General features: G+C 64.7%; 10 protein-coding genes. 6 read left to right on the plus strand and 4 right to left on the minus strand.

The window, feature by feature from the left end; all coding sequences use genetic code 11:
* Window positions 1-38 precede the first annotated feature (38 nt).
* The 3 genes from AB0J47_RS24365 (at window position 39) to AB0J47_RS24375 (ending at window position 4,010) form a co-directional block, all read left to right on the plus strand.
* Complete coding sequence (locus AB0J47_RS24365) at window positions 39-605, plus strand: hypothetical protein (RefSeq protein WP_364350108.1); 567 nt, start codon at window positions 39-41, stop codon at window positions 603-605.
* Window positions 606-1,002: 397 nt separating this feature from the next.
* Entirely contained in the window at window positions 1,003-3,204 is a 2,202-nt protein-coding gene (gene helR / locus AB0J47_RS24370; RefSeq protein WP_364350111.1) for an RNA polymerase recycling motor ATPase HelR, read from the plus strand.
* A 341-nt stretch (window positions 3,205-3,545) separates the two neighbouring features.
* Window positions 3,546-4,010, plus strand: a complete 465-nt coding sequence (locus AB0J47_RS24375) for a hypothetical protein (RefSeq protein ID WP_364350114.1) — start codon at window positions 3,546-3,548, stop codon at window positions 4,008-4,010.
* 149 nt (window positions 4,011-4,159) lie between these two features.
* On the opposite strand, the gene AB0J47_RS24380 is transcribed toward AB0J47_RS24375, so the two are convergent.
* The gene (locus AB0J47_RS24380) at window positions 4,160-4,690 is read right to left on the minus strand and encodes a DUF1772 domain-containing protein (protein ID WP_364350117.1); all 531 of its coding nucleotides are present in this window, start codon (window positions 4,688-4,690) and stop codon (window positions 4,160-4,162) included.
* 85 nt (window positions 4,691-4,775) lie between these two features.
* On the opposite strand from AB0J47_RS24380, the gene AB0J47_RS24385 reads away from it, so the two are divergent.
* Window positions 4,776-5,345: a TetR/AcrR family transcriptional regulator gene (locus tag AB0J47_RS24385; RefSeq protein ID WP_364350120.1), complete on the plus strand. Its 570-nt coding sequence runs from the start codon at window positions 4,776-4,778 to the stop codon at window positions 5,343-5,345.
* A gap of 55 nt (window positions 5,346-5,400) precedes the next feature.
* Window positions 5,401-5,925: a DinB family protein gene (locus AB0J47_RS24390; protein WP_364350123.1), complete on the plus strand. Its 525-nt coding sequence runs from the start codon at window positions 5,401-5,403 to the stop codon at window positions 5,923-5,925.
* Window positions 5,926-5,969: 44 nt separating this feature from the next.
* Here AB0J47_RS24390 and AB0J47_RS24395 read toward each other — a convergent pair whose 3' ends face one another.
* Window positions 5,970-6,560 (minus strand): hypothetical protein, encoded by a 591-nt coding sequence (locus tag AB0J47_RS24395; RefSeq protein WP_364350126.1) that lies wholly within the window; start codon window positions 6,558-6,560, stop codon window positions 5,970-5,972.
* 186 nt (window positions 6,561-6,746) lie between these two features.
* Here AB0J47_RS24395 and AB0J47_RS24400 point away from each other — a divergent pair, with 186 nt between their 5' ends.
* Window positions 6,747-7,523, plus strand: a complete 777-nt coding sequence (locus AB0J47_RS24400) for a LuxR C-terminal-related transcriptional regulator (RefSeq protein ID WP_364350129.1) — start codon at window positions 6,747-6,749, stop codon at window positions 7,521-7,523.
* Between the two features lie 682 nt (window positions 7,524-8,205).
* On the opposite strand, the gene AB0J47_RS24405 is transcribed toward AB0J47_RS24400, so the two are convergent.
* Both AB0J47_RS24405 and AB0J47_RS24410 read right to left on the minus strand, forming a co-directional pair.
* The gene (locus AB0J47_RS24405) at window positions 8,206-9,414 is read right to left on the minus strand and encodes a hypothetical protein (RefSeq protein WP_364350132.1); all 1,209 of its coding nucleotides are present in this window, start codon (window positions 9,412-9,414) and stop codon (window positions 8,206-8,208) included.
* On the minus strand, window positions 9,411-10,544 hold the full coding sequence (locus AB0J47_RS24410) for a ThiF family adenylyltransferase (protein WP_364350135.1): 1,134 nt from the start codon (window positions 10,542-10,544) through the stop codon (window positions 9,411-9,413). The genes AB0J47_RS24405 and AB0J47_RS24410 overlap by 4 nt, the downstream gene beginning before the upstream one ends.
* Window positions 10,545-11,053: the final 509 nt, after the last annotated feature.

The following is an 11,053-nucleotide window of genomic DNA, read 5'->3' on the forward strand; positions in this document are numbered from 1 at the left end:
CGTCGCAGGATGTCCTGAGGTACTTCTACAATCCCGGCGTGACGCTTACCCTTGCCGACCTGGTCGGCTACATCGATCGCGATCTCGACACCGATCTGGCGCGGTGGTTTCCCGCCGCCGCACCCGTCCAGGTTCCCGAGCAGACCCGGCCGGTGGCACCGTTTCTCGCGCGCCTGGCTCCCGCGGACTCTGCGGCGCTGGCCGCGTTCGACCGCCGTGTGCGCTCAGGCATGCTGCCGCAGTTCTTGGACATCTTCGATTGGTCCTACGGATTCGATTTCGCCGGAAACGACTGCGGCATCGTTGATTCGGACTACACGACCGAGTTGACCGACGACGATGTGTACTCGATCGGTGCGGACGGCGGCGGCAATCTGTATGTCGTACTCACCAATGGTCAAGTGGCCGTGTGGTTCCACGAGGAAGAAGTGCTCGAAGGCGGCACCCGCTTCGACAATCTCGACGTCTTCCTCTGGTCGTTTGTGCGCTACCGCGCGGTACGCGCCGGGAAGCTCGCGCTCGCGGACGTTGAGCCGGACTTCCTGGCGCTCGGCCAGGACGGCGCGCTCGAGCCGCACCTCGGTCTGCTGGGTCTCATGAAGTAGGACGCCCTCAGGAGCACACGGCCAGGTCGTCGGTGAGGGATACCGAAGTGAGGATCAACCGCTGGGGCCGGGAAACCGGGATACGCACTTCGCAAGACGCAGGGAGGGGAACTCCCTTCCATATTCAACGTATAGCGCACCCGGGGGCTTGCGGCAAGACCCCCGTCGTACCGCAGAATCACTGACCGAAGCCAGAACCTGCGGAAATGGGGTTACGAAATGCGCGTATTGCTGTCGACGTATGGGTGATCCCCGAGACCCGGGGACGAGCGACCGCCGTGGCCGACCGACACGATCCGCACCGACGGGGCGAAGTGGCCGCGACGCTGCTGCTCGACGCGCTCAGTCGAGAAACCGTGTCCGTGTGAACCCATAGAGCCAGGAAAGCAAGGGGCATATGACGACTCAGTGGTACGAAACCGAATTGCGGTCCGAGCGAAGCTATGTGGCCGAGCTCTACACGCGGCTCGACGCCGAACGCGCGCGAGTGAAGGGCAAGTACACCGCCGCACTGCGCGGAACCGGCGGGACACCCATGGAACGAGATTTCGAGGTGCGCGCGCTGGCCAAGGAGGCCAAGCGGCTGGATGTGGCCGACAACGGTCTGTGTTTCGGCCGGTTGGACACAGTTTCGGGCGAACATTCCTACATCGGCCGGATCGGCATTTTCGACGACGAGAACGAGTACGAGCCGCTGTTGCTCGATTGGCGGGCACCGGCGTCGCGCGCGTTCTATGTCGCGACCGCCGCGACACCGGAGAACATGCGCCGCCGCCGACAGTTCCACACGCGCGGGCGTCGAGTGGTCGATTTCACCGATGAAGTGCTCGGCCGCCCGAGTGATGGCGAGCGCGGCGACGCGGCCTTGCTCGCGGCAGTGAATGCGCCGCGAGGTTCGGGCATGCGCGACATCGTGGCGACGATCCAGGCCGAACAGGACCAGATCATCCGCCTCGATCACCCCGGGGTGCTGGTGATCGAGGGTGGCCCGGGCACCGGCAAAACCGTGGTCGCGCTGCACCGCGTCGCGTACTTGCTCTACACCCAGCGGGAGCGGATGGAACGCCACGGTGTGCTCGTCGTCGGACCGAATCCGGCATTTCTCAACCACATCGGCCGCGTTCTGCCGTCGCTGGGCGAGACGAACGTCGTGTTCATGACCACTGGCGATCTGATGCCAGGGTTTCGCGTCACCGCCGAAGACACGCCGGATGCCGCGCGGCTCAAAGGCTCGCTGAAGATCCTGGACGTGCTCGCGGCGGCGATCGCCGATCGGCAGCGGGTGCCGGAGCATTCGGTGCAGATCGAACTGAAAGACGTCACGGTGCGGATCGACACCGAGACCGCGGAGTGGGCAAGGGAGGAGGCACGCGCGAGCGGGCTGCCGCACAACGAGGCCCGCGCGGTATTCAGCGAGATCGTCACGTATGTGCTCACCGAACGGGCGATAGCCCGGATCGGCCGCGGCTGGTTGACCCGGAAGGACCGCGAAGCATGGGAGAACCTACGGACGGACCTGGTCGCCGAGCTCGCCGACACCGACCAGTTCACCGCCGCGCTAGACGAACTCTGGCCGATACTGACGCCGGAAATAATACTGGCACAGCTGTATTCGTCTCCTGAACGGTTGCGTGCCGCCGGTGCCGACCGGGCGCTGTGGCGCGCCGATGGCGAGACCTGGACGGTGTCGGACGTTCCGCTGCTCGACGAACTGGTCGACCTGCTCGGCCGCGACAAGGCGGCCGATGAGGCTGCCGCGCGAGCCGCTGAGCGGGAACGCAAGGCCGAGGCCGAGTACGCCGCTGGCGTGTTCGACACTCTCATCACGCGCGAAGACCTTAACGACGACATCGGCCTGCTCGCCCAGGACATGCTCTACGCCGAGGACCTTGCCGAGCGCTTCCTCGAGCGCGACACCCGCGAACTCGTCGAACGCGCTGCCGCGGACCGGGATTGGACTTATCGACACGTCGTGGTCGACGAAGCCCAAGAACTGTCCGAAATGGACTGGCGGGTGTTGATGCGGCGCTGCCCGGGCCGATCCTTCACAGTGGTAGGCGATCTCGCGCAGCGTCGGTCGGTGGCCGGTGCGATCTCGTGGGACACGATCTTCGAGTCGTACGTGCCCGGCCGCTGGGTCTACCGGTCGCTATCGGTGAACTACCGCACACCGGCGGAGATCATGACCGTCGCCGCCGCATTGCTCGCCGAGTTCGCACCCGGGGTGCAGGCGCCGGAGTCGGTCCGCGCGTGCGGTGTACAGCCCTGGTCCAGGCAGGTTACCGAGGATGAATTGCCCACTGCCGTCGCGGAATTCGTACGCGACGAAGCCGATCGCGAAGGCACCAGCATCGTGATCGGCCCGGCGGGTGTGCCGGGCACGGTGCCCGCGTCGGAGACGAAGGGGCTGGAATTCGACGCGGTCCTGGTCGTGGAGCCGGAGCGGATCCTCGCCGAGGGCCCGCGCGGCGCTGCCGAACTCTACGTCGCCCTGACCCGTGCCACCCAACGCCTCGGCGTGCTGCACCAGGGTCCATTGCCGCAGGCGCTCACTGGACTAGGCGCACCCGCTCCGGCCGGTGATCGAAGTTGGACGTAGCCATTTCGCGTGCGATCCCGGACCCGAGACCGGGGCCCGCGGTCGACGGTTGTGACAGCGGACCGATGTGCGCTCGTCGGCATACGTGGACGACGAATGATGCTGGCTGCCAACCGATCTGCGGATAGGCGAGCCAGACCACCGGCATTCACAGGTGTTGTCGATCACTGTCCGAAGGAGTAACGAAGATCATCAGGATCGGAGTGCCCGCACTGTACTCGACATAATGCACGGAAACGTCGCCGACTATGCACTCCATATCGACACCCTAGCCGGCTGGAAACGACAGCAGCGCGCGGAATCGACCCGCGGGTGGGCTGCCGATTGCAAGAATCGGGCCCATGTCTTCTGGTGTGGTTTCGACGTTGGTGACGGGTCTGATGCCCTTGCTGGGCGCTGGTCTCGGTGCATCGGCAACGCTTCTGGTGCAACGGAATTCGGCGCGCGAGGCGAAGTTCAAGTTTCGCGCTGAAAGTCGCCTCGCGCATCGGGAAGAACTGAAGTCCGCCATACTCGACTACTTCGAGACGGCGCAGCGACTACAGGGAGAGCTCGATGTCCGAGAGCGAGGCGGCGCTCCGGACGACATGAAGCGCATGATCGAGAGCGTCTGGCTAGCAGAGAAGCGGGTCGAGCTCATCTGCTCAGATGCCTTGCGGGACCGTATGGTCGCCCATGCTCGGGGGCTGCACGACGCTGTGCGCGACCCTGTGGCCCACCCTGATTGGTGGGCACATTGTCGGCCACTTCAATCCGACTTGATATCGCAAGCAAAAGCAGAGCTCGCGCGCAATCACGATTGGTGACCCGACTCGAGACCAACTCGTACTATTCCGCGAGGTTCATTCTGCTGGGCAGAGGGCTACGGGCAGCCCGCCATCGGGCACGTGGCTACGTCGAATGATGCTTGCTGCATGGAATCCGGGAGCACCGACCGGCGTTTGCGGACGGTGCGTCACGGCGTCGCTACGGAGACCTCGGCCGAGGGTTCGTCCGCGGCTGAGCTCGGGCGCGCGGCCTCATTGCGGGGCCGGGTGGAGCCGACGACGACCGTGATCACCAGGATGAATGCGAGTAGTGCGCAGCCGGTCCGGGTGAAATGGAACAGTTCCCAACGCCGCAGGATGTCGGCATAGTCGCTGGGCGGGGTCCCCACGGCCCACTGCTTGATCTGCTGGTTGATCGGTACGTTCCCGAAGCGGGTCACCAGGAAGGAGAGGAATGTCAGCGCCGAGGCGCCCGCCGCGACCCACCGCGGCCACGACTTCGACAGCACCGCCAAGACCAGCGTGCTCAGCACGGCGAGCCCCATCAGCGACTGCATCACTGGCCCGTTGACCCGCATCAGCGCGGTATGAAAGGTGAACCGAACATCAAGGGGCACTTCGCGAAACGCGTACAGCACATTCACCGCGCCATACCCGAATGCCCCGGCGAGCAGGCCTGGGAACAGCAGTGCCCCGGCCCGAACGGATTTCGACAACATTGGAGCTCCCATCTCATATCGCAACATCGAGTTGCGATATCGTCAGCATGCCCGCTGTACGCCGATATCGCAACAAGGAGTTGCAATGACTGCACCCCTCGGACGTGGACCGAAGGTTCGCTCCGCCGTGCTCGCCGCGACCGTCGAGGAGCTGAGCGAGCACGGGTACGCCGCGTTCACCGTCGAGAACGTCGCCCTGCGTGCCGGTGTGCACAAGACCACCGTCTACCGGCGGTGGGCCGATCGGGATGCCCTGATCGCCGATGCGCTGGCCGAGAGCGTCGAAGCGGAAATCCCTATCCCCGAGACGGGCTCGATAGAGGACGACCTTCGCGCGTTGGCCCGCGGTCTGGTCGCGTGGATCGGCAGCCCGTCCGGCCGGGCGGTCCTCGCTGTCATGCTCTCCAATGCAGCGCCACCCGACCGGACGCGCCATGCCTTCCGCGACCGCATCCGCAAGGCGCTGCCCGTCGCGACGCGTGCGGTCGAACGCGGCGAACTCCCCGCTGGCACAAACCCCGTCGAACTGATCAAAACGCTTGTGGCGCCGATATATTTCCGTGTGCTGATTACCCGTGAGCCGGTGAACGACAGCACCGCCGACGCGGCCGCCGCAGTCGCGCTGACCGCGGCGCGCGCCGGTCTGTTCGGCTGAGCCCGGTCGAAGAAATCGGTTGTCGGAATGGTGGCGGCCGAGCAGGATGCCGCGCATGGTTGCGTCGCGTTCCGCTGTGCTGCGCTGGCAGTTCGAACTGGTCTGGTCGCTGTTCGAGTTTCATCTCGAGCGACTGGAACCGGACGACTTCCTCTGGGAGCCAGCAAATTTGACATGGAGGATGTGCCAGGACGAGACCGGTATGTGGGTGCCGGACTGGGCGGACTCCGAGCCTGATCCGATCCCCGTTCCCACCATCGGTTGGATCAGCTGGCACATCGGATGGTGGTGGAGCGTGACGATCGACCACATGCGCGGACACACCCCTCCGGACCGTACCGAGATCATCTGGCCTGGACCCGGACCCGCGAGCATTGACTGGCTGCACAACCTGCGCCAGGACTGGCTGCAGGTCCTCGACCGATCCGATCTAGACGCGCCAACCGCATTTCCATGGCAGAACGACCCCGACAAATCCGTGGCTCACACCATCGCATGGGTGAACGCCGAACTGATGAAGAATGCCACCGAGATCGGACAGTTGCGACTACTGCGGGCGGCTAGCGGTCACCGCCCGTAATGGCTGATGCGGATCCTTGGAATCTTCTCCGGGCGTGTCGGGCGTCAGTAGTACGGCGCGTAGCCTTCGACGCGGACGAGGACATAGCCTGCGCTGTAAGCGGAGTCGATGGTGGTCTGATCGACTGCGACGATATTGTCCTGGCGCGCTTCGCTCCAGAACTGATACAGCGGGCGTGTGCCGGGCTCCTGGTTGGTGTTGATGTATCCCTGAATGCCGATGTGGGTATATCCGGCACTGTAGGCGGAATCGATACCTGCCTGTGTCGCTGTGCTGAAGTTGTCCTGGCGGCTGTTGCTCCAGAACAGGTGCAGCGGTACGGTTCCCGGCTGCTGGGTCTCGTAGACGAAGGCTTCCTTGCGGATGGGCAGGTAGTCGGCGGCGGTGGCGCTGTTCTCGTCGTTGCGGTTGCCGGTGGTGAAGTTGTCGCCGCGGTCCGGATTCCACCAGGTGTAGAGCGGGTACAGCGACGGAACGTCGGCCTGCGCGGCGGGTGCGGCAGTGAGAGTGGTCCCCGCTATACCTGCGGCAGCCAGGAGCGTGGCCGCCGAGATCGCCAGCCGCTGACGACGGGAACGTGCATCTCGGTGCGCCCCCGATATCGAGCCTGTTGTTACCCTGATCCGTCGCATCATGATTCTCCCCTTTTCGGGTCTCCCGACACCTACGGCCTCGAATTTCCTCGAAAGCGCTTGTCGGTCAACTGGTTACGTGCAATACAACGGTAGTTTTCGCGCCGCGCCGACTGCTATACGCAGACTTGCGTATAGCAGTCTTGTCTTTCGGCTGATATGCGAGATCTGTTGGTGGACAATGCAGGAGTGTCCGATCGGCCGGGTGGGGTCGCCAAGAAGATTCACGACCTAGCGCTGGAGATCATCACCGAGAAACAGCCGGTGCGGGTCTGGCCGCTATTGATGCACAGGTTGACCACCGACCTGCCATGCGACCTGGCCGTGCTGGTCGACTTGAACTGGAACGCAGGCACGGGTCACGCGCTCACCGGTGCCCCGGACTGGTTGCACGAGGCACCACTGGACGCACTCATCCACGCGCACATGCGATCCCATCCGTTGCTACGACATTACGCAGACACTCGGGACCTGACACCGCTGAGCATGGACGAGGTCGCCGACGACCGCTGGTGGAAAGGAGAGGGGTATCGCGCCGGTAAGGACGCCATCGGTATCGACCGCCAACTCGCTTTGCCGCTGTCCGCGCGGCCGGGCCGAATCCGAAGTGTCATCATGAGCCGCAGCGGTGTGGGATTCAGCGATCGCGACCTCGAATACGCCGTGCTCGCCAGATCACTGCTCGACACCGTCGAAGCCCACGAGACAGTTGTCATCGGCCGCACGCCACCGGGGGACCCCGCCGAACACAAGATCACCCCACGCGAGCTGGCAGTCCTGCCCCTGCTGTGCGAAGGGCTGACCGCTCGTGCCATCGGCACCAGACTCGCGATCACCCAAGCGACCGTGTCCAAGCACACCGAGAACATCTACCGCAAGCTCGGCGTGCGCGACCGCGTCTCGGCATTGCGCAAAGCGCACAGTCTCGGCCTCGTCCCACCCCGCCGGTTCGCGGAATCCGAGTAGCTCTAAGGAACACCCTGGGCGCTGTCGAAGTTCAGGCGCACCTGCGGGGCGAATATCTCGGCGTCCATCGAATAGCTGTGCAGGAGTAGCACGGTGGGCCCGGAACCGCCATGGCGAAGCCGGCCGGTTTACCACTAACTACCTATCGCCCTGGGCCCTGCCGCACATGCCACACAAACTGCACTCGTACCAGCGCTTTCGCCGGTCGGGATCGCCGACAGGATTAGGTATCGGCGATGCATCGGTAGGCAATCGGGCCGACAGCGGTGGAACGCGCCCGGCCGCGCCCACGCGGGTCGTCCATCAGATCGAGGCAATCCGTAATCGGGCCGCGTCCGCGGAAAACCCCTTCGGGCCCGGCCATTTGGACCAGCACGGCTCCGAGCAGCAGCAGTACTGCGCCAGCCAATGCGTCCGGCCCAGTGACTGGTAGACGCGGCTGGGGCGGCAGCGATGCGCCACGGCCTGGACCCCTGCTCGGGTGGCGCGCACCGTAAGCAGCGGCAACCCAGCCGTCCGCAGGGCTACGTGAGCGGATGACCCGGGCAGACGAGTCCAGCGGGGTCTGCCCTCCTGCACTGATCGGCCAGCCATTCCTTTACCGGTACGGGTGTGCTCCCGGTGCTGGTGTATTCGGTAGCTCCGGTGGATCGCGAGAGCACGGTACCGTCAACGATGTTGTTCACCGACGCCTTCGCCACCATGTCACCGCCCAGAGAGTGTGCACTGTGCCAAGGACAAGGAGGACGACGATGCTGTCCAGGTTGGTCGTCATCGGGTGTTCGGGGCCGAGTCGGGTCACGGCGCGGGAGATGAGTGTGACGTCGGCGGGTATGGTGAACGCCGCCATCGAGGCCAGGCAGAGCGTCGTGCCGAATACCAGGAAAGCGCTGTAGACGCGCGCTGCGCGACGTTCGTGTTCAGGCAGGTAATGGCTCGGGTCCTGCAGAGCCTGCCCGCGCCCGGTAATGGCGCCCCACAGCCGATTCCCGCTGTAGCGCGCATACGCCTTGCCGTCGCCGAACAGGTCGCGGCAGCCAGTAAGGTCTTGCAGGATGAAATAGACGTCTGTACGCATGAACACCAAGAACTGGAACGGCAGCGCCAGCAACGCCAGCACCATAACCGCGGCCAGGATCTTATGCGTTGTTGTGGTCTCGACGGTCACCGTCAGCAGCAAGACCGCTGTCGCGGCGACCGAGAGATTCACCGCCATGCCAGCCGAATAGGCTGTCAGTCGATGCCGGCGCGAGGCGATTTCGATCCCGCTGATATCGGTCTCGGCCACCAGAAATTGAAGCCGCGTGCCCAGCTGGATCCGAGCGTGGACGCCCGTGGCCCGTGCGGTGACAAAGTGCGCAAGCTCATGGACGAAGACCAACGACCACCCGCCGACGAAGCCGACTGCCAGCACGAGACTGCCCCGCGGGCTCCAGAGCAGGTCCTGGAAGCTTGGCAGCAGGTCGGGCCGCACGGCGAGTGCCAGCACTGCCGCCAGCATCAAGCTGCCGAACAACACCGGCAGAACCGGGCTGAGCGCGAATCGGACGTGTTCGGGGCGCACTCGGGGAAAGGACGCCGGCTGCGGCATCTCGGATGGCACGGGGTGGTGGTCGATCTCGGCCACGAAGCCCAGCGCGATCAGTTCTCGGACGAAAGACAGGACATCGAACTCGCAGCCCTCTTCGTCGGCCAGACGTACCTCCGCCTGCTCGACGGTGAGCCCCGCACCGAGCAGGTCGATCGCGACCGCGCCCGCCCTCGGAAGCGCCACGAACTGGCGGGTCTCGAACCGGCCCACGATCCATTCCCCATGATCCGGGCGGATCGCCAAGTCGTACAGGCGGATCTGGCTCGCCGGCAGGATGTCGGCCACGGGCCGTTCGGTCACCGAGTATCCCCGCAGGAAGGGCAGTCCGGTCGGCGTGGGTATCGCTTCAGGGCCGATAGACCCGGTACAGCGAGGTTCACGCCGTACTGAAAGCCTGGCTCGACCGGCGGCGCGCCGGTCAGCACGGCGAGTGCGAAGTGGGTGAGCAGGTTGCCCGTGATAGCGGCGGACACGACGTTGGCGGGCTGCCAGGGCAGTCGCGGCCCGAGGCTGTCCAAAGGCACGTCCGGGGGGAGGCGCATATCGGCCTGCTCGATTTCCTGATCGTGCAGACACTCCCAGCATGGGCCCTTACCGGGGACATAGGCGCCGGCCGAGGTGATGGGGCCGTGATAGCCGCCGGTCACCCAAGGAATGCCCGCAGCCAGGCAGGCACGGTTCGCCCATCTGCGGATCGCGCGCGGCTGGTCGGCGCAGAGGGCGACGAGGTCGTATCCGGGCCGGAGCAGGTCGGCAATGTCGGCCGGTCCGTCGACCTGCCGCCGTTCGCCCGTGACCTCCACATCGGAGTTGAGGGCGCGCAGATGCGCCATCGCGGCGTCGACCTTGGACTTCCCGATGTCATCCTCGCGGTAGAGGACCTGCCGGTTGAGATTGGACAGTTCAACGGTGTCGGAGTCGACGCAGTGCAGATATCCGACGCCTGAGGCGACGAGCCCTTGCGCGACAGCTCCGCCGGTGCCGCCGACGCCGATCAGGAGAACCCGGGATCGGCTCAATTCGATCTGGATGTCCCAGGGGCTCGAGCGGGGTGTCTGGTCGAGCCAGTGGAACAACGCCATGCCGCGCGAGTAGCGTTCCAGCTCACGCTCGGACAGCTGAGCCGGAACGGGTACGCCGGCGTCCTCGACGAATCCGGCGTCGAGGAGTTGCTGCATAGCATCGGCTACGTCAGCATCCGGCACATCCCCATGGCTGGACTTCACCACGGCCAGCACCCCCTGGGGTGACCGGGTTCCGTCCAGCGCCCCGACCAGGACCCAGACCCAACCGTCCGGATCTTCGATCTCCGCACCGACGCCATGGACCGTCGCGCCGATCCTGACATTGCCGTCCACGGTGACATACGGGACATGCTCCGGTTTGACCCGCGGACGCACCATGCCCGAGGCGCGTATTGTGCCGTCCATCAAGGGGACTCCCGATATCGGGCTCGCTCGCCGAGGTGCGGCATCGCCCGCTGGCCAACCAGGCAGGGTGCACCTCCACGCGACTCTCCGGATGGAAGGCGCACCCTGCGGTGACGCCTACGCGCCCGACGCCGAGGTACTGCCGGTCGTTTCCTTCTTGTCCAAGCGCCGGATCTTGATCACGACGCGATCCTGGATGGTCGGCTGAGCGGGTGCCTTGTTTTTGGACTTTTTCATGAACTCAATTCCTCGCCATCAAATAAGTGCACAATATCGATGTCCACTATTCATGTGCACATCGATCAGGTGCACATCGTTTACGTGTACAACGTTGAGGTACGTAGCGCCGTACTGTCAAGCCCTGCTTGTGCGGTCGGTCTGGAATCTGGTGAGCCACTGCGAGTCTCGGCCTAGCACGACAGTTGTATTTCGTTGTGCTGCAAGATAGTTGATCCTGCTGTAGTTTGTCGCGCGTGCTTGATGATGTTGTGGCCGAGGATGTTTCGGCT

This window comes from Nocardia sp. NPDC049737, assembly GCF_040674755.1.
Lineage (GTDB): Bacteria > Actinomycetota > Actinomycetes > Mycobacteriales > Mycobacteriaceae > Nocardia.

Excerpts from the sequence above, each read along its gene's own strand:
- helR (WP_364350111.1), top strand. The coding sequence starts at position 1,003 with ATGACGACTCAGTGGTACGAAACCGAATTGCGGTCCGAGCGAAGCTAT.
- AB0J47_RS24375 (WP_364350114.1), top strand. The coding sequence starts at position 3,546 with ATGTCTTCTGGTGTGGTTTCGACGTTGGTGACGGGTCTGATGCCCTTG.
- AB0J47_RS24380 (WP_364350117.1), bottom strand. The coding sequence starts at position 4,690 with ATGTTGTCGAAATCCGTTCGGGCCGGGGCACTGCTGTTCCCAGGCCTG.
- AB0J47_RS24385 (WP_364350120.1), top strand. The coding sequence starts at position 4,776 with ATGACTGCACCCCTCGGACGTGGACCGAAGGTTCGCTCCGCCGTGCTC.
- AB0J47_RS24390 (WP_364350123.1), top strand. The coding sequence starts at position 5,401 with ATGGTTGCGTCGCGTTCCGCTGTGCTGCGCTGGCAGTTCGAACTGGTC.
- AB0J47_RS24395 (WP_364350126.1), bottom strand. The coding sequence starts at position 6,560 with ATGATGCGACGGATCAGGGTAACAACAGGCTCGATATCGGGGGCGCAC.
- AB0J47_RS24410 (WP_364350135.1), bottom strand. The coding sequence starts at position 10,544 with ATGGACGGCACAATACGCGCCTCGGGCATGGTGCGTCCGCGGGTCAAA.